32 protein-coding genes and 1 tRNA gene are annotated in these 23,888 nt (G+C 65.5%); 26 read left to right on the forward strand and 7 right to left on the reverse strand.

All coding sequences use genetic code 11. The annotated features are described in order from the left end of the window. Positions 1 to 14 precede the first annotated feature (14 nt). From GC148_RS03930 to GC148_RS03970, 9 genes are all read left to right on the forward strand, one after another. Positions 15 to 1,037 carry a peptidoglycan-binding protein gene (locus tag GC148_RS03930; protein ID WP_291068870.1) on the forward strand — a complete coding sequence of 341 codons (1,023 nt, stop codon included), beginning with the start codon at positions 15 to 17 and terminating at the stop codon, positions 1,035 to 1,037. A gap of 75 nt (positions 1,038 to 1,112) precedes the next feature. Further along, the gene (locus tag GC148_RS03935; protein ID WP_291068871.1) at positions 1,113 to 1,676 is read left to right on the forward strand and encodes a carboxymuconolactone decarboxylase family protein; all 564 of its coding nucleotides are present in this window, start codon (positions 1,113 to 1,115) and stop codon (positions 1,674 to 1,676) included. Continuing rightward, complete coding sequence (locus GC148_RS03940; RefSeq protein WP_291068873.1) at positions 1,673 to 2,488, forward strand: SDR family NAD(P)-dependent oxidoreductase; 816 nt, start codon at positions 1,673 to 1,675, stop codon at positions 2,486 to 2,488. The genes GC148_RS03935 and GC148_RS03940 overlap by 4 nt, the downstream gene beginning before the upstream one ends. A 93-nt stretch (positions 2,489 to 2,581) precedes the next feature. Then, a complete protein-coding gene (locus tag GC148_RS03945; protein WP_291068875.1) occupies positions 2,582 to 3,577 on the forward strand; it encodes a nitronate monooxygenase family protein in 996 nt (331 codons plus the stop codon). Between the two features lie 270 nt (positions 3,578 to 3,847). After that, on the forward strand, positions 3,848 to 4,270 hold the full coding sequence (locus tag GC148_RS03950; RefSeq protein WP_291068876.1) for a D-Ala-D-Ala carboxypeptidase family metallohydrolase: 423 nt from the start codon (positions 3,848 to 3,850) through the stop codon (positions 4,268 to 4,270). Continuing rightward, complete coding sequence (locus GC148_RS03955; protein WP_291068878.1) at positions 4,251 to 4,586, forward strand: hypothetical protein; 336 nt, start codon at positions 4,251 to 4,253, stop codon at positions 4,584 to 4,586. Before GC148_RS03950 ends, GC148_RS03955 begins: the two co-directional genes overlap by 20 nt. Before the next feature lie 15 nt (positions 4,587 to 4,601). Further along, on the forward strand, positions 4,602 to 4,754 hold the full coding sequence (locus GC148_RS03960; RefSeq protein WP_291068880.1) for a hypothetical protein: 153 nt from the start codon (positions 4,602 to 4,604) through the stop codon (positions 4,752 to 4,754). A 4-nt stretch (positions 4,755 to 4,758) separates the two neighbouring features. After that, positions 4,759 to 6,246, forward strand: coding sequence for a glycerol kinase GlpK (glpK, locus tag GC148_RS03965; RefSeq protein WP_291068881.1), 1,488 nt, complete (start codon positions 4,759 to 4,761; stop codon positions 6,244 to 6,246). A 31-nt stretch (positions 6,247 to 6,277) separates the two neighbouring features. Further along, positions 6,278 to 7,069 (forward strand): enoyl-CoA hydratase/isomerase family protein, encoded by a 792-nt coding sequence (locus GC148_RS03970; RefSeq protein ID WP_291068882.1) that lies wholly within the window; start codon positions 6,278 to 6,280, stop codon positions 7,067 to 7,069. A gap of 25 nt (positions 7,070 to 7,094) precedes the next feature. On the opposite strand, the gene GC148_RS03975 is transcribed toward GC148_RS03970, so the two are convergent. Continuing rightward, positions 7,095 to 7,169, reverse strand: a tRNA-Thr gene (locus GC148_RS03975). A 68-nt stretch (positions 7,170 to 7,237) separates the two neighbouring features. Here GC148_RS03975 and GC148_RS03980 point away from each other — a divergent pair. Continuing rightward, positions 7,238 to 7,384, forward strand: a complete 147-nt coding sequence (locus tag GC148_RS03980; RefSeq protein WP_291068884.1) for a hypothetical protein — start codon at positions 7,238 to 7,240, stop codon at positions 7,382 to 7,384. On the opposite strand, the gene GC148_RS03985 is transcribed toward GC148_RS03980, so the two are convergent. Then, the gene (locus GC148_RS03985; RefSeq protein ID WP_291068886.1) at positions 7,381 to 7,920 is read right to left on the reverse strand and encodes a nitroreductase family protein; all 540 of its coding nucleotides are present in this window, start codon (positions 7,918 to 7,920) and stop codon (positions 7,381 to 7,383) included. The two genes, GC148_RS03980 and GC148_RS03985, sit on opposite strands and share 4 nt — an antisense overlap. A gap of 78 nt (positions 7,921 to 7,998) precedes the next feature. Between GC148_RS03985 and GC148_RS03990 the strand changes: the two genes are divergently transcribed. From GC148_RS03990 to GC148_RS04000, 3 genes are read left to right on the forward strand one after another with little or no spacing between them, the layout of a single operon-like run. After that, positions 7,999 to 9,207, forward strand: a complete 1,209-nt coding sequence (locus GC148_RS03990) for a cytochrome P450 (protein ID WP_291068888.1) — start codon at positions 7,999 to 8,001, stop codon at positions 9,205 to 9,207. 55 nt (positions 9,208 to 9,262) lie between these two features. Then, complete coding sequence (gene murA, locus GC148_RS03995; protein WP_291068890.1) at positions 9,263 to 10,543, forward strand: UDP-N-acetylglucosamine 1-carboxyvinyltransferase; 1,281 nt, start codon at positions 9,263 to 9,265, stop codon at positions 10,541 to 10,543. Positions 10,544 to 10,558: 15 nt separating this feature from the next. Further along, positions 10,559 to 11,014 carry a DUF2948 family protein gene (locus GC148_RS04000; protein WP_291068891.1) on the forward strand — a complete coding sequence of 152 codons (456 nt, stop codon included), beginning with the start codon at positions 10,559 to 10,561 and terminating at the stop codon, positions 11,012 to 11,014. Positions 11,015 to 11,098: 84 nt separating this feature from the next. On the opposite strand, the gene GC148_RS04005 is transcribed toward GC148_RS04000, so the two are convergent. After that, entirely contained in the window at positions 11,099 to 11,482 is a 384-nt protein-coding gene (locus GC148_RS04005) for a VOC family protein (RefSeq protein WP_291068893.1), read from the reverse strand. Positions 11,483 to 11,630: 148 nt separating this feature from the next. Here GC148_RS04005 and hisD point away from each other — a divergent pair, with 148 nt between their 5' ends. The 6 genes from hisD (at position 11,631) to GC148_RS04035 (ending at position 15,335) form a co-directional block, all read left to right on the forward strand. Continuing rightward, positions 11,631 to 12,941: a histidinol dehydrogenase gene (hisD, locus tag GC148_RS04010; protein ID WP_291068895.1), complete on the forward strand. Its 1,311-nt coding sequence runs from the start codon at positions 11,631 to 11,633 to the stop codon at positions 12,939 to 12,941. Then, on the forward strand, positions 12,931 to 13,419 hold the full coding sequence (locus GC148_RS04015; protein ID WP_291068896.1) for a UPF0262 family protein: 489 nt from the start codon (positions 12,931 to 12,933) through the stop codon (positions 13,417 to 13,419). The genes hisD and GC148_RS04015 overlap by 11 nt, the downstream gene beginning before the upstream one ends. Positions 13,420 to 13,432: 13 nt before the next feature. After that, a complete protein-coding gene (locus GC148_RS04020) occupies positions 13,433 to 14,008 on the forward strand; it encodes a hypothetical protein (protein ID WP_291068898.1) in 576 nt (191 codons plus the stop codon). Between the two features lie 114 nt (positions 14,009 to 14,122). Next, positions 14,123 to 14,341 (forward strand): translation initiation factor IF-1, encoded by a 219-nt coding sequence (gene infA, locus GC148_RS04025; protein ID WP_291063860.1) that lies wholly within the window; start codon positions 14,123 to 14,125, stop codon positions 14,339 to 14,341. 11 nt (positions 14,342 to 14,352) lie between these two features. After that, on the forward strand, positions 14,353 to 14,775 hold the full coding sequence (locus GC148_RS04030; protein WP_291068900.1) for a PaaI family thioesterase: 423 nt from the start codon (positions 14,353 to 14,355) through the stop codon (positions 14,773 to 14,775). Further along, positions 14,772 to 15,335: a nucleoside triphosphate pyrophosphatase gene (locus GC148_RS04035; RefSeq protein WP_291068902.1), complete on the forward strand. Its 564-nt coding sequence runs from the start codon at positions 14,772 to 14,774 to the stop codon at positions 15,333 to 15,335. Before GC148_RS04030 ends, GC148_RS04035 begins: the two co-directional genes overlap by 4 nt. A gap of 50 nt (positions 15,336 to 15,385) precedes the next feature. Here the strand turns inward: GC148_RS04035 and GC148_RS04040 are convergent, their stop codons facing one another. From GC148_RS04040 to GC148_RS04050, 3 genes are read right to left on the reverse strand one after another with little or no spacing between them, the layout of a single operon-like run. Further along, complete coding sequence (locus tag GC148_RS04040) at positions 15,386 to 15,757, reverse strand: hypothetical protein (RefSeq protein WP_291068904.1); 372 nt, start codon at positions 15,755 to 15,757, stop codon at positions 15,386 to 15,388. A 13-nt stretch (positions 15,758 to 15,770) separates the two neighbouring features. Beyond that, on the reverse strand, positions 15,771 to 16,295 hold the full coding sequence (locus tag GC148_RS04045) for an RNA polymerase sigma factor (RefSeq protein WP_291068906.1): 525 nt from the start codon (positions 16,293 to 16,295) through the stop codon (positions 15,771 to 15,773). Positions 16,296 to 16,326: 31 nt separating this feature from the next. Next, on the reverse strand, positions 16,327 to 16,701 hold the full coding sequence (locus GC148_RS04050) for a DUF6249 domain-containing protein (RefSeq protein ID WP_291068907.1): 375 nt from the start codon (positions 16,699 to 16,701) through the stop codon (positions 16,327 to 16,329). A gap of 174 nt (positions 16,702 to 16,875) precedes the next feature. Here GC148_RS04050 and GC148_RS04055 point away from each other — a divergent pair, with 174 nt between their 5' ends. From GC148_RS04055 to GC148_RS04085, 7 genes are all read left to right on the forward strand, one after another. Beyond that, positions 16,876 to 17,589: a protein tyrosine phosphatase gene (locus GC148_RS04055; RefSeq protein ID WP_291068909.1), complete on the forward strand. Its 714-nt coding sequence runs from the start codon at positions 16,876 to 16,878 to the stop codon at positions 17,587 to 17,589. 60 nt (positions 17,590 to 17,649) lie between these two features. After that, positions 17,650 to 17,970 (forward strand): hypothetical protein, encoded by a 321-nt coding sequence (locus tag GC148_RS04060; RefSeq protein ID WP_291068910.1) that lies wholly within the window; start codon positions 17,650 to 17,652, stop codon positions 17,968 to 17,970. 110 nt (positions 17,971 to 18,080) lie between these two features. Next, positions 18,081 to 18,356 (forward strand): hypothetical protein, encoded by a 276-nt coding sequence (locus GC148_RS04065; protein WP_291068911.1) that lies wholly within the window; start codon positions 18,081 to 18,083, stop codon positions 18,354 to 18,356. A gap of 80 nt (positions 18,357 to 18,436) precedes the next feature. After that, positions 18,437 to 18,823, forward strand: coding sequence for an MAPEG family protein (locus GC148_RS04070; RefSeq protein WP_291068913.1), 387 nt, complete (start codon positions 18,437 to 18,439; stop codon positions 18,821 to 18,823). A 55-nt stretch (positions 18,824 to 18,878) separates the two neighbouring features. Then, complete coding sequence (locus GC148_RS04075; RefSeq protein WP_291068914.1) at positions 18,879 to 20,225, forward strand: TldD/PmbA family protein; 1,347 nt, start codon at positions 18,879 to 18,881, stop codon at positions 20,223 to 20,225. Next, on the forward strand, positions 20,212 to 21,333 hold the full coding sequence (locus GC148_RS04080) for an inositol monophosphatase family protein (RefSeq protein WP_291068916.1): 1,122 nt from the start codon (positions 20,212 to 20,214) through the stop codon (positions 21,331 to 21,333). The genes GC148_RS04075 and GC148_RS04080 overlap by 14 nt, the downstream gene beginning before the upstream one ends. 46 nt (positions 21,334 to 21,379) lie before the next feature. After that, a complete protein-coding gene (locus tag GC148_RS04085) occupies positions 21,380 to 23,095 on the forward strand; it encodes an ABC transporter ATP-binding protein (protein WP_291068918.1) in 1,716 nt (571 codons plus the stop codon). Positions 23,096 to 23,113: 18 nt separating this feature from the next. On the opposite strand, the gene GC148_RS04090 is transcribed toward GC148_RS04085, so the two are convergent. After that, the gene (locus GC148_RS04090) at positions 23,114 to 23,695 is read right to left on the reverse strand and encodes a hypothetical protein (RefSeq protein ID WP_291068920.1); all 582 of its coding nucleotides are present in this window, start codon (positions 23,693 to 23,695) and stop codon (positions 23,114 to 23,116) included. Between the last annotated feature and the right edge of the window lie 193 nt (positions 23,696 to 23,888).

Below are 23,888 nucleotides of genomic sequence, written 5' to 3' on the forward strand. Positions count from 1 at the left end.
GGGAGGGACGGCTCATGGCTAGAATAGCGACCATCAAGGGCGTCGGGGATATCGATCTCGACAAGATCGCGCGGCTCCTGCCGGGCCGGAAGGGCTGGGATATCCTCCAGCTCACCACCCAGGGCCGCTACATCAAGGCGATCCTCGATTCCTGGTCGAAGCTCGAAGACTACGAGATCGACACGCCGCTGCGCCTTGGACACTTCTTCGGTCAGGGGCTCGTGGAGACCGGTTGGTTCAAGTACACCGAAGAAGGTTTCAACTATTCGGAAGAGGGTTTGAAGAAAACCTTCCGGATCTATCGGCGTAATCCCGATCTCGCCAAGCAACATGCGCGCAAAAAGGAGCTGATCGCCAACACCGTTTATGGCGGCCGGGCCGATCTCGGCAATACAGAGCCGGGTGACGGGTGGAAATACAGAGGTCGCGGCTTCATTCAGTTGACCGGCCGCGCCAATTACACGCGCTATGCTGAAGTCTCCGGCATCGAGCTCGTCAACGATCCCGACATACTGAAGCGCGATCTCACCAAGTCGGTCGAAGTCGCTGCCGCCTTCTGGAAAGCCAACGGGCTCAACGCCTATGCCGACCAGAACGATGCGGCGAAAGTTTCGCGCGGCGTCAATCGCGGCAATCCGAACGATCCCGTCGCGGCCAATCACGAAGACCTGCGCATCCTCTGGACTGAGACGGCGCTGTCGATCACCCAAGCCCCGCAGAACGTTGCGCCTGATCCCTCCGCGCCCGCGCCTTCGCTGAAACCCCTCTCGGTCGGCAGCCGGGGCGACCGGGTCCGGGCGCTCCAGACGGATCTCAACACGCTTGGCTACAACACCAACGGTGTCGACGGCATCTTCGGCCAGGGCACCAAGCGCGCCGTCATCGCGTTCCAGCATGAGAACGGCCTGCCGGTCACCGGCGTGGCCGACAATGCGACCGAGACCGCCATCGACAACGCTGCGGACGATCCGGCCCGCACGCGCGCCGCCACGCAGGACCGCGCCAGCCCCGCCATCTTTGGGCCGCCGGGAACCTGATCCATCAGGGCTTGCCGCGCCGCGTGCCGCGTCCTTTAGTCTCCGGCGACAAGAAACGCCGGAGGAAACCTCACCATGAGACTGAAAAGCCCGCGCATCGCGCCGCTCGCCGATGCCGACATGAACGCCGATCACCGCGAGGCGCTCGCCGCCCAGTTCGGGCGCGGCAATGTCTACAACATCTTCCGCACGCTCGCCCGCGCGCCGGACGCTTATCGCGCCTTCATGCGCTGGGGCGGTTACATCCTGTCGGACAAGAACAGCCTTGCCCCGCGCGAGCGTGAGATCGTCATCCTGCGCACCGGCTACAACTGGAAGTCCGGTTACGAATGGGCCCAGCACGTGCGCATCGGCAAGCAGTGCGGCCTCACGGATGTCGAGATCCAGGCCATCAAGGAAGGCCCGCTCTCGCCCGACTGGTCGCCCATCGACAGCGCCATGATCCGCGCCACGGATGAACTCACCAGCGACGGCTTCATCACCGACCGCACCTGGGCCGAGCTTGCGCCGCTCACCGAGAAACAGCGGATGGATCTCGTCATGACCGTTGGTCAGTACACGCAGGTCTCGATGATGCTGAACTCCTTCGGCATCCAGCTCGACGACGACCTGACACTCGATCCGGATCTGGCGAAATGAGCACGGCGCCGGTTGCAGGGCGCCTCGCAGACAAGGTCGCCATCGTCAGCGGCGCCGGACAGGCACCAGGTGACACGATCGGGAATGGTAAGGCTATCGCGCTGCTCTTCGCGCGCGCTGGTGCCCGCGTGCTGTGCGTCGACCGCGACGAAGAACGCGGCCAGCTGACGATCGATGCCGTCAACGCCCAGGGCGGGCAGGCGGCATTGTGCGTGGCCGACGTAGCCTCCTCAGGCGGCGCGCCATCCATCGCCGCCGCTTGCGAAGCGGCCTTCGGCCCGCCGGACATCCTCGTCAACAATGTCGGCATCGGTGACGCGGGCGACGGTCCGCCCCATAAGCTCACCGAAGAGGCGTTCGACCGCACGCTGCGCATCAACCTCAAGGGAGCGTGGCTGCTCACCAAGGCGGTGATGCCCGGCATGCTCGCGCGCGGGCACGGCGCCATCGTCAACATCTCCTCGCTCGCCGCCTTCGCGGGCGGGTTCCAGATGGCCTATGAGGTCTCGAAGGCGGGCATGAACCGCATGACGCTCAGCGTGGCCATGTCCGGCGCCTCGCGCGGTGTGCGCTGCAACGCCATCACGCCCGGCCTTATGGACACCCCCATGGCCATCGGCGGCATCGCCCGCAAGCGGGGCATCCCTGAGGATGAGCTGCGCGCCGAACGCGCCGCCCGCGTCCCGATGGGCTTCATGGGGTCCGGCTGGGACACGGCCTATGCCGCGCTCTTCCTCGCCAGCGACGAGGCAAGGTTCGTCACCGGCGCCATCCTGCCTGTGGACGGAGGCGGCAGCGCCCGCATCGGCTGAGCCGCTTCCCCTGCGTTACGACTTGCCCGAGAGGGCTGGGACGCTACATTCCAGCCCGATGTAAACACTGTTCACTTTACCAGAGGTCTGATCATGTCCGTGCCGCCCGTCCTGCAGAACCTGCGCATCCCGGTGATCGCGTCGCCGCTCTTCATCATCTCGGGCCCTGATCTTGTGATCGCCCAGTGCAAGGCCGGCGTGGTCGGCAGCTTCCCGGCCCTGAACGCACGCCCCGGCCCTGTGCTGCATGAATGGCTCGACCGGATCACCAACGAACTCGGCGAATACAACGTGAAGAACCCGAACCGTCCGGCGGCGCCCTTCGCGGTCAACCAGATCGTCCACAAGACCAACAACCGCCTCGATCACGACATGGAAGCCTGCGTCAAATACAAGGTGCCGCTGGTGATCACTTCGCTCGGCGCCCGCACAGACGTGAACGATGCCATCCATTCCTATGGCGGCATCGTCATGCACGATGTCATCGACACATGGTTTGCGAAGAAGGCGCTGGAAAAAGGCGCTGACGGCCTGATCGCCGTGGCGGCCGGTGCCGGCGGCCATGCCGGCACGCTCTCGCCGCTCGCCCTCATCCAGGAAATCCGCGAATTCTTCGACGGCCCGCTGGCACTCTCCGGCTCTATCGCAACGGGCGGCGCCGTCGCCGCTGCCCTCGCGATGGGCGCAGACTTCGGCTATATCGGCTCCGCTTTCATCGCCTGCGACGAAGCCAATGCGATGGAAGGCTACAAGGACGCCATCGTGAAATACGGCGCCGAAGACATCATCTATTCGAACCTCTTCACCGGTGTGCATGGCAACTATCTGAAGCCGTCCGTCATTGCCGCCGGGCTCGACCCCGACAACCTTCCGGAAAGCGATCCGTCGAAAATGAATTTCGGCTCCGGCGGCAATACCGAAGCGAAAGCCTGGAAGGATATCTGGGGCTGCGGGCAGGGCATCGGCGCGGTCAAGTCGCGCGGGCCGGTGAAAGACTATGTCGACCAGCTCGTGCGCGAATTCGACGACGCCCGCGCCGCCCTTGCCAAGGGTCAGGCCTTCGTCCGCAAGCAGACGGTTACGAGCTGATCCGTTCTTTGCGCGTGGCTGAATCTGTCAAACCGGCGAAAGCCGGATCACAGAAGCTGCGAACATGCTGCTCCAAAATCGTTGCACAAGTTCCGCCTTGTGCAACGATAAGGGCGCGCTCCGGCACGCCATCTGAAAAATTCACGGGCCCGGCGCGCCTGAAATAACCCCGCCGATAAAGTGCGCTGCTGCCAGCGCCGCACGCCCGCGCTTCACTTTCGCGCGCCTTCGCAATCCGGCAGGACATCTGGCGGAGGCATACTCACGTCCATGCTGATTGCGTCGTACAGGCATCTTTCGATGGCCGGTTGGGCCTGGCCGAATTTCCGGCCCGTGGAGCTGGCATGCAAATGCCGTTGGCACGGGTGCAGGGGTGAGTACTGGCAAGAACCGGTCTTTCTCGACGCGCTGGAAGCGCTGCGCGAGAAGGTGGGCCGGGCCATCCGGAACAATTCCGGTCATCGCTGCGGTGTGCGCAATGTGCTGGTGGGCGGCGCGGCTAAGTCGCGTCACCGGCGGATCGCGGTCGACATCTCCCTGTCCGGGCACGACCGACACGCTGTCCTTGAGGCGGCCATCGCGTGCGGCTTCACCGGGATTGGTGGAACGCCGGCAGGACAACGCGCAGGAGCGGGCGCGCTGGATGCATCAAGCCGCGGTCCTGGACCTTCAGATGAAAGCGCGGGCATATGAACTCGCGGGGCAGGAACGCCTCGCGCAAAAGTCGGGAGCCTGGCAAGGGCTCTCGGCCTCGATGGCGGCGGAGGCCTCAATCGGCGACAGCTACAAGTGGGTAAATGCGGTGCGGGCGCTGACGCCCCCCCTGCTAACCCTGCTGTTGTGGCTGATGACCCGGCTCGTCTATCTCGGCGCGTCGGCAGACGCGCGGGCGGGCATCGTCGAGACCACCGCCTTCGCAGCCACCGCTGCGACGCTCTGGTGGTTTGGCGACGGGGCAACCGGCGGGAGGTGCGTTGAGCTTTGCCTGAGCCGTGCTAGCCTCCCGTGAAAACGGGAGGACGCCATGGCCAGTCAGGCAAAGCCTTTAACGATCAAAGGTGACACCATAGCGTGCGACGCAAGCGTCGAGCGCGCGCCGGTGCTGGGCCGGATGTTCCTTCATGCCTTGAGAACCGCCCGCTTTGTGGCAGGGGTTCCGGCGCAACTGAAGGGCTGATTCCATGGCGACCAATGCAGACTTCCTCCTTGTCATCGACGAAGGCACCACCTCCACACGCGCCATCGTCTATGACCGGCATTTCGGCGAGGTCGCCCTCGCGCAGGAAGAAGTTGCGCTGCAATACCCCGCCGATGGCTGGGTGGAACAAAATGGCGAGGAGATCTGGTCGCGCACGCTGTCGGTCTGCCGCTCGGTCATCGCCAAGGCGGGCGGCGCTGACAGTATCGCCGCCATCGGCATCACCAACCAGCGCGAGACCACGCTCGTCTGGGACCGCAAGACCGGCAAGACGATTGCGCCCGCCATCATCTGGCAGGACCGGCGCACCGCTTCGGTCTGCGACGTGCTGAAAGGCAAGGGCCTCGAAAGCGAGGTCCAGGCCGAAACGGGCCTTCTGCTCGATCCATATTTTTCGGGCACGAAGATCGGCTGGGTGCTGGACAATGTGCCGGGTGCCCGCGCGCGGGCCGGAGCGGGGGAGCTCGCCTTTGGCACGGTCGACACCTTCCTCCTGTGGCGCCTCACCGGCGGCGCGGTGCATGCCACCGACGTCACCAATGCCTCGCGCACCTTGCTCTACCGGCTCGGCCTCGGCGCTGATGGCGGCTGGAGCGCAAGGATGGGCGAGGTTCTCGGCGTTCCTCCGTCGATGTTGCCGGACGTGAAAGCCAGTGCTGCCGATTTCGGCGCCGCCGATCCGGCGCTGTTCGGCCGCGCCATCCCGATCTGTTCCGTACTCGGAGACCAGCAATCGGCGCTGGTCGGCCAAGGTTGCCTGAAACCTGGCCAGGCCAAGGTCACCTTCGGCACCGGCGCCTTCCTCGTGGCCAATACCGGCGACGTGCGGCCCGCCTCGCAGAACCGCCTGCTCGGCACAATGGGTTATGCGCTTCCGGGCGCCGCCGCAATGGCGCTGGAAGGTTCCATCTTCAATGCCGGCACGGTCATCAAATGGCTGCGCGACGATCTCAAACTCATTCAGAGTGCGGATGAAAGCGCCAAGGCCGCGCAGAGCCTTCACGACAATGGCGGCGTCTACATGGTGCCTGCCTTCACCGGTCTTGGCGCGCCGCACTGGAATGCCGAGGCGCGCGGCCTGATCGCTGGCCTCACCCGCGCCACAACAGCAGCGCACCTTGTGCGCGCCGGCCTTGAATCCGTCGCCTACCAGACGCACGACCTGCTCGCCGCCTTCGCGGGTGACGGCGCCCCGATCGCGGAGCTGCGTGTCGATGGCGGCATGGTTGCCAATGACTGGCTGATGCAATTCCTCGCGGATGTCTGCGCGCTGCCCGTGCTGCGTCCGGATTACCGCGAGATGACCGCGCTCGGTGCGGCCGCGGCGGCGGCCATGCAGGCCGGCTGGCTTGATGCGGCGCAATGGGCGGCCCGAGACGTGCCCGGCAAGCGCTTCGAGCCCCGGATGCCCGCCGCCGCGCGCGCCGCACTGCTCAAAGGCTGGGACACCGCCCTTGGCCGCGCACTTTAGTCCGTACACCACCCATCGCAAGGATACGTCCATGACCCAGACCCTGACCGCCCTCCGGCTCGAGCTATCGGGCGAAGTGTTGCATGTGATCATGAACCGGCCGGCGCAGCTCAACGCGCTGAACACGCAGCTCACCACGGAACTGCGCGAGGTGTTCCACGGGCTGTATTTCGACCGGACAGTCCGGGTGGTGATCCTGCGCGGCGAAGGCCGGGCCTTCTGCGCCGGGCTCGACCTCAAGGAAACCTCCAGCGGCAGATCCAGCATCGAAGCTTCGCTCGACAAGCAGCGCTCGATTGCGGAAATCTATGTTGCGATGCGCCGATGCCCGCAGCCGATCATCAGCTGCGTGCAGGGCGCCGCCAGCGGCGGCGGCTTTGCCTTTGCGCTGGCGTCGGACATCCGGATCCTCTCGGAAGACGCACGCATGAACGCGGCCTTCATCCGGATCGGCCTCAGCGCCTGTGATATGGGTGTGTCCTATTTCCTGCCGCGAATGATTGGCCAGTCGCTGGCCAGCGAATACATGCTGACGGGCCGCTTCATCGATGCAAGACGCGCCTTCGAGATCGGCCTTGCCAACCGGGTCGTGCCGGCCGCCGAGTTGCTGACCGAAGCTGATGCCTTCGCGCAGGACATGTTGCACGCCACGCCGCTCGGCCTCCGGCTGACCAAGGATTGCCTGAACCACTCGATCGATGCCAGCGGCCTCGAAGCCGTGATGGCGATCGAAGACCGCAGCCAGATGCTGACGGCCAACGACCCGAACTTCCGGGAAGGTGTGGCCGCCTTCATGGAGAAGCGGGCGCCGAAATATTCCTGAGATTTTCGGGAGATCCGGTCCCGGCTGGTGCCACCTGAGAGAATTGAACTCTCGACCTCATCATTACCAATGATGCGCTCTACCCCTGAGCTAAGGCGGCATTGCCGGTTCGGTTCGGGGGCTTTAGCCTAAGCCTTCCATTGTGAAAAGACCGTTTTGCCGCTGAATATGAGCCAGAAGCCTCCAACCTCCGAACAAGCCGAGCGTGCAGCCCGCCGGGCCGAGGCGCTGCGGGCCAACCTGAAGCGCCGCAAGGCGGCAGCCCGCAAGGAGCCGGGCAGGGCCAGTCCGCCTGAAAACACGGGCAAATCCTAGGGCGACCAGATGACCGGCGGGCGCTCGCGCGGCTTGCCGGCCGGCATGCCCTGCGGATGGCCGAGGGTGAAGGCGGCAAACGGGGTCAGGCCATCCGGAATGGCCAATTCCGCCCGGGTCTGCGAATCGCAGAGCCAGGGCAGCGCGAGCCTCACCCAGCAGGTGCCGAGTCCCCGCGCCTCGGCCGACAGCATCAGGTTCTGGCCCGCACGGGTACAGTTCTGCAGCGCCTCGCCGGCCGCATCGGCTTCAGCGCAGATGACGATGGCGACCGGCGCATCGAAGAAAACCCGTGTGTCGTCCTCCGGACCGTCCGCCCCGTTTGCCCGGGCAAAGTCCAGCGCCTGCGATCCATAAAGCGCAAGCCGGTCTGCGCCTTCGATCACCACGAAGGTGAACGGCGTGTCCAGACCAACGGGAAGGGTCGGGGCCTGGGCCGCGTCCCACAGGATTTCGCCAATGACCGTCCGGTCGACCGGACGGGCCTGATAGGCCCGGATCGAGCGGCGTGAGTGGATTGCATCTACCGTGTGCATGGGTTCCGCGCCACAAGGTTGTTGCGGACCATAAGCGAAACAGGGCACTCCGTCATCCGGAGCACCCCGGAGGTGGACATGACCTTTCTGAAGCTCTCGGGGCAGGCCTTCCACCGCGCCCCTCATGCCTATCTCGCGGGCGCGCTGGCGGCGGGGTCGGTCGCTGAGACCAATGCCATGATCGTCGGCCGGGTGACGCTGGTGCTCAGCCATGCCGGGATCGCCAGTTTCCTGAAGGATACGGAGCGCTTCGCCGTCGATGCCCGCAATGCCGGTCACAAGTCGGCCTTCGGGATGAGCTTCCTGCCGAAGTCCCTGAAAGTGCTGGCCGAGAACCTGCTGACGCTCGACGAGCCCGACCATACCCGTCTGCGGCGGCTGTCCGATGCCCCCTTCCGGCGGACATCGATCGACGGGCTCAGGCCGGCGATTGCCGCGCAATGTTCCGCGCTGCTGGACACGATGGCGGCGGACGGCAACACGGACCTCGTCACCGGACTTTGCCGGCCCTTGCCGCTGCAGGTGATCTGCGACCTGCTGGGTGTTTCACCGGCGCGGCGGGCCGAGCTGATCCGGGTATTCAACGGTTTCACCTCGGGCAGCGTTCTGGCCGTGTTGCAGGCCCTGATGAAGACCGGATGGATCCAGCGGGAGTTCCGGGCGGAGTTCGAACTGGCCCGCCGGGAGGCCCGGCCGGGGCTGATCTCGGATCTGGTCCATGCCGAGTGCGACGAAGGCCGCCTGAGCGAGGACGAACTGTTGGCCATGGTGTTCGTGCTGTTCGCAGCCGGGCACGAGACGACGACGCACCTCATCTCCTCCGGCGTCTGGACGATGCTGACGACACCGGGCGCGCGCGACCGGATCGCGGCGATGGACGATGACGCCCGGGCGGTTGCGGTGGACGAACTGATGCGTTTCTGCAGCCCGGTGCAGATGACCAAGCCGCGCTATGCGCGCGCCGATACCGACCTGTTGGGCGTGCCGGTCCAGCGGGGCAAGCCGGTCATGGCACTGCTGGCGGCCGGCAACCTGGACCCGGCGGTGTTCGACGATCCGCTGACGCTGGACCTGGCGCGGCGGCCCAATCGCCATCTCGGCTGGGGGTGGGGGCCGCACCTTTGCCTTGGTCTTCACCTCGCCACGGCGGAGGCGGAAATCGCCCTGCAGCAGCTGCTGGCCCGTTGGCCGGGGTTGGCGATCGATGGCGATCCGATGGCGCTGCCCTGGGGCAAACGGTTCGGCACGCGCGGCCTCGCCTGGTTGCCGCTCCAGATGAAAACCTGAACACACGCACATTCCGGCCCTGACAAAGCCGCGAAGCACAGTATATCTCCGCGCCATGGACAGACTTCACATCACGGGCGGCACGCCGCTCCACGGCCACATCTCCGTTTCCGGCGCCAAGAACTCGGCGCTGAAGCTCATGGTTACCTGCCTGCTGACGGATCAGCCGGTGGAGCTGACCAACATGCCGAACCTGGCGGACACGCGCTTCCTCGCGCAGCTGCTGGAATCGCTTGGCGTCGAGGTCTACTGGCCGAAAGGCACCTCGACCTGCCACCTGAACGCGGCAGAGCTGAAATCCACCATCGCGCCCTACGAACAGGTGCGGAAGATGCGGGCGAGCTTCAACGTGCTCGGTCCGCTCGTCGCGCGGTCGGGCCACGCCACTGTGTCGCTGCCCGGCGGCTGCGCTATCGGCGCGCGCCCGGTGGACCTTCACCTGCAGGCGCTGGAAGCGATGGGCGCGGACCTGCGCGTCGAGGGCGGCTATGTGAAAGCCGCGGCCATTCACGGCCTCAAGGGCGCCCACATCAACTTCTCGACCGTCTCGGTCGGCGCGACCGAGCATGCGATGCTCACTGCGACGCTGGCCAAGGGCGAGACCATCCTGGAGAACGCCGCGCGCGAGCCCGAGATCGAGGACCTCGCCAACTGCCTCAACACGATGGGCGCCAACATCACCGGCGCTGGCACGTCGATCATCCGTATCAAGGGCGTCGAAAGCCTCAAGGGCACGACCTATCCCGTGATGCCGGACCGGATCGAGGCGGGCACCTTCGCCATGGCCGCAGCGGCGGCAGGCGGTGATGTGACGCTTGATGGCGCGCCGGTGGCCGATCTCGGCGCGCTGATCGCCAAGCTGCGCGAAGCGGGCGTGACTGTGGACGCCGACGAAGCGGCCTCGACCCTGCGCATCCGGCGCAACGGGTCTCCGCTCAAAGCCGTCAGCCTGTCGACGCAGCCGCATCCAGGCTTCCCGACCGACCTGCAGGCCCAGTTTATGGCCCTGATGTGCACCGCCAAGGGCACGAGCATCATCCGCGAAACCATCTTCGAGAACCGGTTCATGCACGCCCCGGAACTCTCCCGCCTCGGCGCCGACATCACGGTGCGCGGGCAGGAGGCCGTGGTGAAGGGCGTCGATCGCCTGACGGCCGCGCCGGTCATGGCGACGGACCTGCGCGCCTCGGTATCGCTGGTCATCGCGGGCCTCGCGGCGGAAGGTGAGACGGTCGTGAACCGGATATACCACCTCGACCGCGGCTTCGAACGCCTCGAAGCGAAGCTCGGGGCTTGCGGAGCGAAGATCGAACGCCGATCTGGCGAAGACGAGTAATCACGGCAGGGGCTGATGACCGATCCAAAACCGCTGCGCCTCTTCACCGAGGACGCTGAAGACCTGAAGATCATCGCGGCGGCCGTGCAGGACGCGGTCGTGAAGGCAGGCAACCTGAAATACGAGCAGAAGAAGCGCCGCTTCGGCCTCGAACTGAACCGTTATCGCTGGGAAAACGCGCCGAAGCGCAAGGGTGAGCCGGGCGAACGTGTACGCGCGCTGCTGGCCTTTGATGGCGTGCTGGGCGTGAAGACGCGCGGCATCACAAAGGCCGACCCTGAGCTGATCCTGTCCCTGCTGAGCGCCGAGTTCACCCCGGACGCCGAGCCGCCGGGCGGCAAGGTCACGTTGCTCTTTGCGGGCGACGGCGAGATTGTCCTGACCGTCGAAGCGCTCGACGCTTCGCTGATCGACAGCGACTATGTCTGGCCGACACGGCACGTGCCGAGCCATGAGCGGCGCAAACGCTAGGCCAATGTCGTTCAGTCAACCCACCCGAACCGTCCCCTGTACGGGGAAGGCGAGTTGGTGCTCTTGGTCTGCTGACGAAGAATGCTATTCCGGTTTCGAGTGGCAGACGGCCTGGAGCTTGTTGCCGTCGGGGTCGCGGACATAGGCGCCGTAATAGTTCGGATGATAATGCGGGCGCGGACCCGGCAGGCCCTCGTCGGTGCCGCCATGCGACAGGGCGGCGGCGTGGAAGGCGTCCACGGTGGCGCGGTCCTTGGCGAGGAAGGCAATATGGGTGCCGTTGCCGTGGGTGGCGGGCTGGCCGTCGAAGGGCGGGCCGATGAAGATTTTCGGGCCGTTCGGCAGGCCATAGGCGATGCCGCCCGGGTACTGGAACAATACGGGAAGGCCGAGCGCGGCGGCGACGGCATCCCAGAACGGCTGGGCCCGGTCCCAGTCATTCGTGCCGAGCGTGACATGGCTGAACATCGCCGTGGTCCCTCCTGTGCCTGTCCGGGGCCAGACTAGTCCTCCCCGGAGCCCTTTGCCAGACGCCCGCAAATTGCCCCATTCGCCGCCTTGCCAGCGCCGGGGGGACGGTCCATGAAGCGAGGCTTGCTAATCGCCGGAACCCGAAATGGCCCGCCACTTTGACGCCACCAGGCCTCAGTTCGATGAGGTGTTGACGCGCTTCCTTGCGGAAGATCGCGGCGGCGGCGAAGATGTGTTCGGCGTCGTGAAGGCCATCCTCGACGATGTGAAGGCGCGCGGCGGCGCGGCGGTGGCCGACCAGACCGCGAAGTTCGACGGTCTGCAGATCGATCCGTCGACGCTGGAATCCGACAATGTGAACCTGCACGCGCTGGCGGCGCAGTGCCCGGCAGACCTGCGTGCGGCCATCGACTTCGCGCATGACCGGATCGCGGTCTATCACGGCGCGCAGCGCCCGGCCGATCATCGCTTCACGGATGAAGCCGGTGTCGAACTCGGCTGGCGCTGGACGGCGCTGGACTCGGTCGGCGTGTACGTTCCTGGCGGACGGGCGAGCTATCCGTCCTCGGTGCTGATGAACATCGTGCCGGCCCGCATTGCAGGCGTCGAGCGGATCGTGATGGTCGCCCCGGCGCCGAATGGCGAGCTGTCGCCCGCGGTGGCCTATGCCGCGCTGAAGGCCGGCGTCGATGAATTCTACCCGATCGGCGGGGCGCAGGCAGTTGCCGCGCTGGCCTTCGGCGCGGGCGCGCTGGCGCCGGTCGACAAGATTGTCGGCCCCGGCAATGCCTTCGTGGCGGAAGCCAAGCGGCAGGTGTTCGGCCGGGTCGGTATCGACACCATTGCCGGGCCGTCCGAGATCCTGGTGATCGCGGACAGCACGGCCAATCCCGAATGGGTGGCCGCCGACCTGCTGAGCCAGGCGGAGCATGATCCATCGAGCCAATCCATCCTCATTACTGTGGATGAGGCTGTGGGTAAGGCTGTGGATCAGGCTGTGGAAAACCAGTTGAAGACCCTTTCCACCGGCGAGCGCGCACGGGAGTCCTGGGTCAATCACGGCGCCATCATCCATGTACGCGACCGGCTGCAGGCTGCCGAGGTGGCAAACCGGATTGCGGCGGAGCACCTTGAGCTTTGCATCGAGGACCCGGACGGCCTGTTGCCGCTGATCCGGCATGCCGGCGCGGTGTTCCTCGGCCACCACACGCCCGAAGCGCTGGGCGACTATGTGACGGGATCGAACCACGTCCTCCCGACGAGCCGCGCCGCGCGTTTTTCGTCCGGACTCGGACTTTATGATTTCCTGAAACGCATGAGCGTGCAGCGCGCCGGGCCGCACGGGCTCGAGGTGCTTGCGCCGGCGGCCTTGCGGCTCGCTGAGGCCGAACGCCTGCCGGCCCACGCGCGGTCGGTTTCCATCCGCACGAAACGGGGTGGGAGCGATGGGCACTGATCGCCTCATCGCCGTCCATATCGATGACGACACGCTGGGTGCGTCGGGGCCGGATGCGGAGCACGAGCGCCGTGTCGCCATCTTCGACCTGATCGAAGAGAACAGCTTCGAAGTGGTGGGCGAGTCGCGCGGGCCGTATGTCCTGTCGCTGAGCCAGGCGGAGCGGCGCCTGATCCTGGCTGTGCACGACGAGGCGGGCGGTGACGTCCACACCTTCATCCTGTCGCTCGGCCCGTTCCGCGGTGTGATCCGCGACTATTTCATGATCTGCGACAGCTATTACGAAGCCATCCGTACACAGACGCCTCACCAGATCGAGGCGATCGATATGGCCCGGCGCGGCATCCACAATGAGGGCTCGGAACTGCTGAAGGAGCGCCTTGCCGGCAAGATCGAGATTGATCATCCGACGGCGCGGCGGCTGTTCACGCTGATCTGCGCCTTGCATGCCGGGCAAGGCCGCGCACCGGGAACCTGAGGATATGCGCACCATGAAATCGCTGACCGTCCTGTCCGTTCTGAGCCTTGCCGTTCTGGCCGCATGTGGCGGGCGAGATCATACGCCGAGCCTCGAAGCGCCGGCCGATGCCGTGGTGGAAGAGGTGCTGCCCGTGGAGCCCGAGCCGGCCATCGACCCGTCGGTCACGGGGCTCGAGATGTTCGACACGGAGACGGGCTTTTCTCTGGTGGATACTGGCATCCAGGATGAGCTGACGGGGCTGTCGCCGCCGAAATTCGCCATGAATTGCAACACGGTAACCAAGACGCTGGAAGCGGTCGCACCGGCGCGCCAGCTCGGCAACTATGCCGAGGCCGGCCCGGCACAATTCGTGGTGTCCGGCGAAGCCTTTCCGGGCGAGGCCGTGTTGGTGAACGACAACGGCACCGGCGTCAGCATGACCCTGCCGCTGACCCCGGAACTGCTGGCCGCGATCGCCACCACCGTGTCCGCCCGGATCATGATCGGGGACGGGTTTGCCGAGTCGCATGACGACATAAACGGTGCATTTCCGGGCTTTGCCGGCCAGTGCAGCCTGAAGTCCGGTGTGCCGTTCCCGCCACGCTGAGTCCCGGGCGTTTACCCCCGACTCCCTCCGGCGCTTGCTGGAATCTGTGCAAAGCTGTATGGCGCAGCGCAGGTTTACCTATGCGGGGCACCACGCCCGTCAGCTGGAGAGAGCATGTCGAAAGAAGAACTCATCGAATTCGAAGGCACAGTCGTTGAACTGCTGCCGAACGCGACGTTCCGCGTGAAACTTGAGAACAGTCACGAAATCATCGCACATACGGCAGGCAAGATGCGCAAGAACCGCATCCGCGTGCTGACGGGTGACAAGGTCATGATCGAGATGACCCCGTACGACCTGACCAAAGGCCGCATCACCTACCGCTTCAAATAAATCCATCCTGAATGAGTGTTCTAGAACTTCCAGAAGGCTTCGAGCCCCATTTCCGGAAGTCGGGATTCACGGACCCCTGGGAGCCGCTTTATTCGCGCGTGCTGGAAGACCGGGTCCAGATCGGCCTGTTCCTTGGCGAAGCCCATTGCAACTCCCGCGGCTTTGCGCATGGCGGCCTGATCACGACGCTGGCGGATAACGCCATGGGCCTGTCCTGCATCCAGAAAATGCGCAGTGAGGGGCGCGAACCCAAAGGGCTCGTGACCATCAGCTTGTCCACAGACTTCCTGGGCACCGGCCGCATCGGTCAATGGCTTGTCGTCGATACCGACCACGTGAAGAGCGGCCGGAGCGTTGCGTTCGCGCGCGCGATGGTGCGCGCCGACGGCGCCGCAATTGCTCAGGCGAGCGCGACGTTCAAGGTTCCGGAATGAGCCGCCTGATCCTGGCCAGTGCCAGCCCGCGCCGACTCGAACTGCTGGCACAGGTCGGGCTCACCCCGGACGAGATCCGGCCCACGGACATCGACGAAACCCGGCGCAAGGACGAGTCGCCGCGTGCGCTGGCCGAGCGTCTGGCGCGCGAGAAGGCGCTGGCCTGCGACGCGGACGGCTTCGTGCTGGCGGCCGATACGGTGGTCGCGCTGGGCCAGCGCAATCTCGAGAAGGCGGCGGACGGGGCAGAAGCGGCCGCCTTCCTGCGTCTGCTCTCCGGCCGGGCGCATCAATGCATCACGGGTGTAGCGGTGCGCGCACCCGATGGCCGTCTCGGTGTGCGCACGGTGCTGGCGCGCGTGAAGATGAAGCGCCTCACCGAAGACGAGATCGCGGAATACGTCGCGTGCGGGGACTGGAAAGGCAAGGCTGGCGGCTATGGCATCCAGGGCGCGGCGGGCGGTTTTGTGACGGAAATTTCAGGCAGCTATACCGCCATCGTCGGCCTGCCGCTCTATGAGACGCGGATGCTGCTTCAGGGCATGGGCTACCGCAAATAAAAAACCCCGGCCTTGCGGCCAGGGTTTTCAATCGTCCGTAGGCTGCTCGATCAGGCCCGTTCGATGGTCGACACCGCGAAGACGCAGAGAGCGGCGCCGGCCGCGATGGCGAGCCACATCGGGTTGCCGAGGGCAGCAGCGCTGATCTGGCTGACGGCGGCGGCGCCCAGTTCGGTCGGCGCGGTCGTCAGCGCTTCGGTGACCGTCTTGTCGACGCCCACCCAATCGGCGAGGAGCTGGGGCAGCTGAAGGGCCGCGACGCCGGCTCCGGCAAGACCGAGGCCACCGACCACAAAGCGACGCATCATTTTCTGCTGGCGAACCCGGCTCATTACCTGGCGGGTGAACGGCTGCGCCGGCAGCGCATTGTCTTCGACCATGAAGAGGTCGGAGAGGTCTTTGTAGGCATCCTGTTCACGCATGATCATCACTCCATCACGCCACGTTGGCATTTTCAAGGCGGGTCCGTAGCAAGGCAACTCCCCGCAGGACGTGTGACTTTACAGTTCCCAGAGGCCAGCCGGTCACTTCGGCCGCTTCCTGGTGGGTCAGTCCCGTGGCGACACACAGCACGACACATACGCGCTGGGCTTCGCTGAGGGATTCAAGGGCGCGGGTGAGGTCCATCCGCATCTCGTGCTGGTCCGCCGAGCGATCGAACGGAATGATTTCCGCGGTCTCGTCGAACTCGATTTCCATCTTCTGCCGGCGGCGCCATTGAAGGAATTCCCTCCAGCAGATGGTGCAGATCCAGGAGCTGAACGTGCCTCCGGCATAGGTGGCGATCTTCTGCCATGCCGTGAGGAACGTTGCCTGGGCTATGTCGTCGCCCTGGGCTTCCGAGCCGGTGAGGCGCCGCGCCATCCCCCGCACCTTGCCCTGGTGGCGGCGCACGAGCTCGGCAAACGATGCCTCGTTTCCTCGTGCGGCCGCATGGGCCAGATCAGGGTCGCTGCGCATGTCTCGTCCTCCCGACGCGACCAGCCAGAGCTCAGGCCTCTGACTTGCCACGACCGAACGCCCACAGTCCGATATACGCGATACCGAGGAAGATGGGGAAGGTTGCAACACCCAGCATCGGGGTCAGGGCATCGGAGTCTTCCATTCCGATGATGGCGCCGAGGACGGCGAAGGCTGCACCGAAGGCCAGGAAGAGGACACCGCGGCGCAGGTCGGCGCGGACGGGGTCGGTCACCATGGACATGCGGTCCATCAGCTCCGGCGAGAGGGGCTGGCCTTTTTCGATGGCCAGACGGATGGTTTCGTGGACGGTCAGGCGCTTGCGGCCGTTGAAGTAGCTGACAAGCCACACAATGCCGACGACCATGCCGAACATTGTGACTGGGACGATGATTTCCTCACCCATTTGGGTCTCCGTTTCAGGTTCTTCCAGCACAATTGCTGGTGTTCATGCCCGTAAGATGCAGCCAGGGGCGACTATGGATGCAGCGGGGCTGAATTATTTTCCGGGAGGCCGCCGGATAGTCCCGATGCAGGCTTCTGCTTGCCCCGGCGGGCGCTGGCGCTTAGGTGCGGGGGCATGGTAAAGTTGAAGCCCAAAGCCAAACGCAAGGCGCATGTGCCGGCGGACCTGTCGACCCCGGCGGGCCGCGCCCGGGCGCGCCGCGAGCTGGTTTGGGGCGATCACGGCTTCCTGCGGGCCCGGTTCAGCAACCTGCACCGGATCTCGCCGGAGATGTGGCGCTCAAACCAGCCTTCGCCCCGTCAGGTGCTGGCCCATGCCCGGGAGCGGGGCATTCGCACAATCCTGAACCTGAGGGGCGCGACCACCAAGGGCTATTACCTGCTGGAGAAGGAAGCCTGCGACGAGGCGGGAATTGAACTGGTCGATTTCCAGGTGTTTTCGCGCGATCCGCCCACGCGGGAGACGATTTTTGCCGCCCGGGACCTGTTCGAGCGGATCGAATACCCGGCCCTTATGCACTGCAAGTCCGGCGCGGACCGGGCCGGGGTGATGGCTGTCCTGTACAAGCTGCTGCGCGAGCGGGTGCCTTACGAAGAGGCGGTGGAGCAGCTGTCGGGCAAATACCTGCACGTGCGCCAGGGCAAGACCGGGGTGCTGGACGCCTTCATCGAGAGCTATGCCGCCTACAATGCCGGGCGTCCGCGGGGCCAATGGAAGCCGTTCCTGGACTGGGTGGCGGAGGATTATGACCGCATGGCGGTCAAGGAGGCTTTTGCCCGCAAGCTGGGCAGGGGACTGCAACTGGATGCATTGCTCGGCCGCGAATAGCTTTTCAGTCGCCGGAAATCGTGCGAGCACTCGGCTTGCGTGTTGCCCGGAGGGTGTCGAATGCGGGTCTTGATCGTTTCGGCGGCGGCGATGGCTGTCCTGTCCGGATGCGGCGGACTCGGCCGCCCCTCGGACAAACAGGTCCTCATTGCAACCTGTCTTGAACAGGGCGAAGCCGAAGCAACCTGCAATTGTGTCGTCGGGGCGCTCGAGAAGAACCTCGATCCGGCGCGTCTGAAACAGGTCGCCCAGGCCGTCGGACGCGACAAGCAGGATATGCAGGACTACCTGAACTCGCTTCCGGAGGAGGATCTGCTTGCCTTCTCCGCGATTACAAACGACCTTGAGGCCTGCGGCGAAGCTGCACCGAAGGGGGCATAAGGACAGGCCGACCGGGGAATGGGCCCGGAGCCTGAAACATCGAATACGCAGGACGTGCCGCTGACCGGCGCGCGTGCCCGCAACAGGACGGAACCAAGAAGGGGATCCTAATGAAGTTCATTATCATCAACAGTTTCCGGATCATGGTGTATGTGGCCTATATCGCCATCATCGTGGCCGGCATTGCCCTTGGCATTTACCAGAAGGGTGAATTCACCGGCGAACTGATCGGCCTCTCGGGTCCGCTGGCCCAGGTGGCTGACTTTGCCGTGTTCAGCTTCGGCGGATGGGTTGCGGCCAGCATCGTCTGCGGCCTCATCGTCACGCTGATGGACATCCGCGACGACATAAACGACCGCCTGCCGGACGCCCGCCGGGACATGTAATGCCGGCCGCCGGGCACGAGCGATGAAACGATCTGGACCGCCGGTCATGCCGGCGGTCTTTTCATTGGAGGAAACCTGAAGTGACGCCTGTTGAAATCTCGGCGCTCTATATAGCCGCCAATATCCTTCTGCTGTGGTATCTTTCCTTCCGCGTGATCGGTCGCCGGCAAAGCGCCCGGGTCTCGCTGGGCACCGGCGGGGACAACGAACTCGAGATCCGTACCCGCGTGCATGGCAACGCGTCAGAGTACATTCCGGTGACGATGCTGGGCCTGTTCGTGCTGGCCACGCTGGGGGCGCCCGGCTGGGCGATCCATGCGGTCGGCGGCGTCTTCACCGTCGGGCGCCTCGTGCACGCCTTCGGCCTGTCGCGGACGATCCTGCCACTGCGGGCGGGCGGGATGGTGCTGACCTGGCTAGGCATGCTTTCCGCTGCCGGCGGTCTGGTCTGGCTGGCGTTGCATTGAGCCTCTGCGCACCGGCCCTGTTGCGCAGGGCTGCGGCGCGGTCCATCTAGCGCGGATGACTGGATTCACCGTACCTCCGGCCGAGCTTCTGGCCGGTCTGCTCGACAACTGTCTCAAAGCCGGCGCCAGCGCAGCCGATGCCCGGATCGGCGTGGCCGACGGCGTCAGCGTCTCGGTGCGCGATGGCAAGCTGGAAAGCATCGAGCGGGAGGAAAGCGCCAGCGTCGCGCTGCGCTGCTTCTTCGGCAAGCGCCAGGCCCATGTTTCGGGAGCGGACCTGACACCGGACGGGCTGAAAGCTTTATCCGAACGCTGCGTGGCGATGGCGCAGGCCGTGCCGGAAGACAAGTATTGCGGCTTGCCGGAGCCCGGCGCGCTGTCGACGGGCCCGTTCGACATGGACCTGACCGGTGAGCCGGAGATTTCCGCTGAGGTGCTGGAGCGGGAGGCGCTGGCGGCCGAGGCTGCGGCGCTGGCCGTGCCGGGCGTCAAAACGGTGGCCGGGTGCGGCGCTGCCTGGAACCGGTCTGAGCGCTGGGTCGCGGCGACCAACGGCTTCCGGTCCTGGAAGACCGGCACGTCCACCAGTCTGGGCCTTGCAGCCGTAGCGGAGAAGGACGGTCAGATGGAGCGGGACTATGACAGCTGGTCTGTCCGCTTCACCAAGGACCGTCCGGCCGCGGAAGAGATCGGCAAGACGGCCGGCGAGCGCACAATTGCCCGTCTCGGGGCCCGCAAGGTCGACACGCAGAAAGCGGCCGTGATCTTCGACCGGCGCGTTTCGGATAGCCTTATTGGCGCTTTCCTCGGTGCGATTTCCGGCCCGTCGGTGGCGCGCGGCGTGAGCTTCCTGAAGGACCGGATGGGCGAGCAGGTGTTCGCCAAGGGTGTCTACCTGACCGATGATCCTTTGCGCCCGATGGGCATGGGCAGCCGCGTGCATGACGGCGAAGGCCTGCCGGTCGCCGAGGCGCACCTGATCGAGGACGGACGGCTCACGTGCTGGCTGTTGAACACGCCGACCGCCCGCCAGTTGGGCCTTGCGCCGAACGGCTTTGCCGGCCTGGGCTTCGGCGATCCGCCGGGCGTGTCGACGTCGAACGTCTACCTGCGTCCCGGTACGCAGTCGCCCGGCGCGTTGGCCAAGGCTGCCGGCAAGGGCCTTCTGATCACGGACATGTTCGGCCCGTCGATCAACCCGAACACCGGTGACTACTCTGTCGGGGTTGCGGGCTTCTGGTTCGAGGATGGCGAGATTGCCTATCCGGTTTCGGAAGTGACCGTGGCGGGCGACTTGCCGTCGATGTTCGCGCGGCTCGTGCCGGCATCGGACCTCGAGATCCGCTCGACCCGGGATGCGCCGTCGATCCTGATCGAGGACATGAACCTTGCTGGCAGCTGAGCGGACACTCGACGCAGACGTCCGCTTGCTTTGCCAGCTGGCGCAGGAAGCCGGCGACCTCGCGATGTCCTATCTGGGCAATGGCGGGCCGGAATCCTGGAACAAGACGACCGGCGGTCCGGTCACCGAGGCCGACCTCGCCGTGAACCGGCTGTGCGCGCAGACGCTGAAGACGGCCCGCCCGGAATATGGCTGGCTGTCGGAAGAAACGCTGGACGATCCCGGCGCGCGGCAGAAATCGCGCTGCTGGGTGGTGGACCCCATCGACGGCACGCGCGCCTACATGCGCGGCGGGGCGGACTGGTGCGTGGGCCTGGCGATCGTGGAAGAGGGCGAGGCGGTGGCAGGGGTGATCTATGCCCCGGCGCTGGGCCAGTTTTACGAGGCGCGGCGCGGGGCTGGGGCGAGGCGGAACGGCCAGCGCATCCAGGTTTCGCAGCGCCGCGGCGAAGCCGGCACGCGCCTGATCACCAATGAAGGCATGATCGGCCACCCGAGCTGGCGCGAGCCCTGGCCGGAGGTGCAACTTGCCCGGCCCAAGCCGAACGCGACCCTTCTGCGCCTGGCGCTGGTGGCCGCCGGAGACTGGGACGCAGTGATCGTGCTGGCCGAAAAGGCCGACTGGGACCTTGCGGCCGGCGCCGTGCTCGTTTCCGAAGCGGGCGGGCAGGCGACGACCCATGCCGGCGAGCCGCTGGTGTTCAATCAGGCCGTTCCGGCCCAGCGCAGTGTGCTGGCCTCTGGAAACGGGCTTCATCCTTTGTTAGTGCGCCGCACTGGATATGTGCCGCTACCCGACCCGCAAACGCGGGCCGCGTTGAAACCGGCGCCAGAGACGACGGAGCTCCGCAAGATGGCCGACAAGGACAAACACGGTAAACAACTGCTTCACATCGTGTTCGGCGGTGAACTGAAAGACGTGACGGGCGTGGAGTTCGAAGACCTGTCGCAGATCGATTTCGTGGGGGCCTTCCCCAACTACCAGGCGGCCTATGACGCCTGGAAAGCGGCGGCGCAGCGCACCGTGGACCATGCCGAAACGCGCTATTTCATCCTGCATGCGCACCGGCTCCTCGACCCCGCGACGGGAGATACCCATAACATCTGAGCCCGCCCCCGCCGCACCGCAGCGGTCCCTCTGGCGGCTGTTCAAGGTGCATTTCTGGCCGCACCGGGCATGGTTTATCGGCGGCACCGCGCTCGCGTTGCTGACCGCGCTTTGGGGCATCGGCTATGTCGCCGCGCTCGACTATGTCGGCAATTCGCTGCAGGCGCAGATGACCGGCGACGCTGGCGGCGCGCCGACGGGGTGGATCTGGTCCGGCATCGCCGCGATCATCGTGCTGACCGCGGGGCGGTCGCTGTCGATGTATGGCATGACATTGTTGAACAATACCGGCGTGCAACGCGGTCTCGTCAGTGTGCAGACCGTTCAGTATGACGCGCTGATTGACGGTGACTACGCGCGCGTCGCGGCGGATGCCTCGGGCAGCTTCGTTTCCCGCTTCATCAGCGATGTGATCTCGATCCGCGAGGCAGCGCTGCGCTTTGCCAACAATTTCACCAAGAGCCTCGCCACAGTGATCGGTGTACTGATCTGGCTGTTCTGGAAGGACTGGCAGCTCGCGCTGATCATTGCGGTGGTCTACCCACTGGCGCTGGGCCCGGTTGTCTCGCTCGGCAATTCTGTGCGTAAGCGGGCGAAAAGGTCGGCCGAGCAGACGGGCGAAGTCACGTCGCTCCTGTCAGAAGGGTTCCAGTCTGCCCGTGTCGTCAAGGCGTTCGGGCTCGAGCGCTGGCAGAAGGCGCGGGCGGAAAAGGGCTTTGCCGAACGGTCCTCGTTGTTCCTGAAGGTCTTGTCCAAGCGCGCAGGCGTCGATCCGGTGCTGGAAGTGTTTGGCGGGTTTGCGCTGGCGGCGCTGCTAGGCGTCGTCGCCTGGCGGATATCGCAGGGGCAGAACACGCTGGGCGACCTGCTGGGCGTGATCGGTGCAGTGGCCGTCGCGGCGCCGGAAGTGCGCGCGCTCGGCTCCATCAGTGCGGTCGCGCAGGAAGGCGCCGCCGCGGCCGACCGCGTGTTCGAAATCGTCGATGCAAAGCCGAAAGTCGCTGACCGGCCCGGCGCGCTGGGCATCGAAACGGCGCGCGGTGAGATCGAGTTCAGCGATGTGCACTTTGCCTATCCGGACGGCACGCAGGCCCTGAAAGGGCTGTCCTTCACCGCGCGGCCCGGCGAGACGGTCGCGTTCGTCGGCGCGTCCGGCGCGGGTAAGTCGACCGTGTTCAACCTGCTGATGCGTCTCTACGATGCCGATGGCGGCTCGGTCCGTCTCGACGGACTGGACGTGCGCGATGTGACCGGCGCGAGCCTGCGCGGCCAGATGGCGCTGGTGGCGCAGGACGCAGCCCTGTTCGACGATACGATTGCCAACAACATCGCGCTGGGCAAACCGGGCGCAACGCGCGCGGCAGTCGAGAAGGCTGCCATGGCGGCCAACGCGCACGTGTTCATCCAGGCGATGCCAGGCGGCTATGACGCGCCGGCCGGTGAGATGGGCCGCAACCTTTCCGGCGGCCAGCGCCAGCGGGTGGCGCTCGCCCGCGCGATCCTGCGCGGCGCGCCCATCCTGCTGCTGGATGAAGCGACCTCGGCGCTGGACGCCGAAAGCGAAGCCAAGGTGCAGGAGGCATTGTCGCAGTTTGCGCGTGGACGGACGGTATTGATCATCGCCCACCGCCTCTCGACCGTGCGGGCCGCCGACCGCATCATCGTGATGGAGGACGGCCGCGCGGTTGAAGAGGGCACACACGATGCCCTTATGGCCAGGGGCGGCACTTACAACCGGCTGGTCGAGCTGCAGCTGAGCTGAGCGGTTTGCAGGCCTTCGCTATCTGGATTTGGGCTCGATCGGCACCATCACGTGCACCATGGGCGTGTTGTCCCACATGACGTACGGTCCGCCCGCATAGGGATCCCGCGGCAGGCTGGCGATCTCAGCCGTGGTCGGGAAAAGCATCATGATATGCGGGCCATCCTGAACCCACATACCGCTGTCATCGTGCGTCGTCGCGCCCGGGTCCATGTTATGCACCATGGCATCGCCCTGAAGCATGTAGGACACGCCGATAACGTCGGTCGAGAAATTGCTCCCTGTCATCGCCGCCTTCAGCCATGCCGTCCAGGCGGCGTCATTGCACATCGGGTGTTCGTCGCCGGGGATCAGCGGAATGCCGGGGAGGCAAGTCCAGCCATTGCTGCCTTCACGCAGGACTGTTCCGTCTACGTCAACGATGGTCGATTCCGCCGATATGTCGGACGGGGCGGCGAGCATGGCGCGCGCGATCTTCTGGTCAACGACTGACACTTCAGCCGGCTCCGCCGCCGCATAGGTTGCGCAGCCTGCGACGGCGACGGCCAGGGCTGGCGCGGTCAGCAGTTTCAAGGAGTTCCTGGTGTTTGAAAACGTCATATCTCTTGTCCTTTTGGGCTGACCGGGCGCCGTTCGGGCCGGATCAGCATGATGCGCAGTCAAGAAAGGGTTGCTCAAGCGCAATGCCTGAGTGTACGCCGTGCCTGACGCGGTGATCTTTGTACAAATCAACCCGCGCGTATGCGGACTTTCCGTTTGCCCGTCGATGCGCGGGCCTTTCCCCACCTGCGGA

It is taken from the genome of Hyphomonas sp. (assembly GCF_016125515.1).
Classification (GTDB): Bacteria; Pseudomonadota; Alphaproteobacteria; order Caulobacterales; family Hyphomonadaceae; genus Hyphomonas.

What these genes read in the sequence shown, in the direction of transcription:
- hisD (WP_291068895.1), top strand. Translation starts at nt 11,631, where the DNA reads ATGGCCCGCCACTTTGACGCCACCAGGCCTCAGTTCGATGAGGTGTTG.
- GC148_RS04000 (WP_291068891.1), top strand. Translation starts at nt 10,559, where the DNA reads ATGACCGATCCAAAACCGCTGCGCCTCTTCACCGAGGACGCTGAAGAC.
- glpK (WP_291068881.1), top strand. Translation starts at nt 4,759, where the DNA reads ATGGCGACCAATGCAGACTTCCTCCTTGTCATCGACGAAGGCACCACC.
- GC148_RS03960 (WP_291068880.1), top strand. Translation starts at nt 4,602, where the DNA reads ATGGCCAGTCAGGCAAAGCCTTTAACGATCAAAGGTGACACCATAGCG.
- GC148_RS03985 (WP_291068886.1), bottom strand. Translation starts at nt 7,920, where the DNA reads ATGCACACGGTAGATGCAATCCACTCACGCCGCTCGATCCGGGCCTAT.
- GC148_RS04065 (WP_291068911.1), top strand. Translation starts at nt 18,081, where the DNA reads ATGAAGTTCATTATCATCAACAGTTTCCGGATCATGGTGTATGTGGCC.
- GC148_RS04050 (WP_291068907.1), bottom strand. Translation starts at nt 16,701, where the DNA reads ATGGGTGAGGAAATCATCGTCCCAGTCACAATGTTCGGCATGGTCGTC.
- GC148_RS04035 (WP_291068902.1), top strand. Translation starts at nt 14,772, where the DNA reads ATGAGCCGCCTGATCCTGGCCAGTGCCAGCCCGCGCCGACTCGAACTG.
- GC148_RS04055 (WP_291068909.1), top strand. Translation starts at nt 16,876, where the DNA reads ATGGTAAAGTTGAAGCCCAAAGCCAAACGCAAGGCGCATGTGCCGGCG.
- GC148_RS04020 (WP_291068898.1), top strand. Translation starts at nt 13,433, where the DNA reads ATGAAATCGCTGACCGTCCTGTCCGTTCTGAGCCTTGCCGTTCTGGCC.
- GC148_RS04015 (WP_291068896.1), top strand. Translation starts at nt 12,931, where the DNA reads ATGGGCACTGATCGCCTCATCGCCGTCCATATCGATGACGACACGCTG.
- GC148_RS04060 (WP_291068910.1), top strand. Translation starts at nt 17,650, where the DNA reads ATGCGGGTCTTGATCGTTTCGGCGGCGGCGATGGCTGTCCTGTCCGGA.
- GC148_RS03935 (WP_291068871.1), top strand. Translation starts at nt 1,113, where the DNA reads ATGAGACTGAAAAGCCCGCGCATCGCGCCGCTCGCCGATGCCGACATG.
- GC148_RS03930 (WP_291068870.1), top strand. Translation starts at nt 15, where the DNA reads ATGGCTAGAATAGCGACCATCAAGGGCGTCGGGGATATCGATCTCGAC.
- GC148_RS03945 (WP_291068875.1), top strand. Translation starts at nt 2,582, where the DNA reads ATGTCCGTGCCGCCCGTCCTGCAGAACCTGCGCATCCCGGTGATCGCG.
- GC148_RS04090 (WP_291068920.1), bottom strand. Translation starts at nt 23,695, where the DNA reads ATGACGTTTTCAAACACCAGGAACTCCTTGAAACTGCTGACCGCGCCA.
- GC148_RS03970 (WP_291068882.1), top strand. Translation starts at nt 6,278, where the DNA reads ATGACCCAGACCCTGACCGCCCTCCGGCTCGAGCTATCGGGCGAAGTG.
- murA (WP_291068890.1), top strand. Translation starts at nt 9,263, where the DNA reads ATGGACAGACTTCACATCACGGGCGGCACGCCGCTCCACGGCCACATC.
- GC148_RS04030 (WP_291068900.1), top strand. Translation starts at nt 14,353, where the DNA reads ATGAGTGTTCTAGAACTTCCAGAAGGCTTCGAGCCCCATTTCCGGAAG.
- GC148_RS03950 (WP_291068876.1), top strand. Translation starts at nt 3,848, where the DNA reads ATGCTGATTGCGTCGTACAGGCATCTTTCGATGGCCGGTTGGGCCTGG.
- GC148_RS03955 (WP_291068878.1), top strand. Translation starts at nt 4,251, where the DNA reads ATGAAAGCGCGGGCATATGAACTCGCGGGGCAGGAACGCCTCGCGCAA.
- GC148_RS04040 (WP_291068904.1), bottom strand. Translation starts at nt 15,757, where the DNA reads ATGCGTGAACAGGATGCCTACAAAGACCTCTCCGACCTCTTCATGGTC.
- GC148_RS04045 (WP_291068906.1), bottom strand. Translation starts at nt 16,295, where the DNA reads ATGCGCAGCGACCCTGATCTGGCCCATGCGGCCGCACGAGGAAACGAG.
- GC148_RS03940 (WP_291068873.1), top strand. Translation starts at nt 1,673, where the DNA reads ATGAGCACGGCGCCGGTTGCAGGGCGCCTCGCAGACAAGGTCGCCATC.
- GC148_RS03990 (WP_291068888.1), top strand. Translation starts at nt 7,999, where the DNA reads ATGACCTTTCTGAAGCTCTCGGGGCAGGCCTTCCACCGCGCCCCTCAT.
- GC148_RS04005 (WP_291068893.1), bottom strand. Translation starts at nt 11,482, where the DNA reads ATGTTCAGCCATGTCACGCTCGGCACGAATGACTGGGACCGGGCCCAG.
- GC148_RS04075 (WP_291068914.1), top strand. Translation starts at nt 18,879, where the DNA reads ATGACTGGATTCACCGTACCTCCGGCCGAGCTTCTGGCCGGTCTGCTC.
- infA (WP_291063860.1), top strand. Translation starts at nt 14,123, where the DNA reads ATGTCGAAAGAAGAACTCATCGAATTCGAAGGCACAGTCGTTGAACTG.
- GC148_RS03980 (WP_291068884.1), top strand. Translation starts at nt 7,238, where the DNA reads ATGAGCCAGAAGCCTCCAACCTCCGAACAAGCCGAGCGTGCAGCCCGC.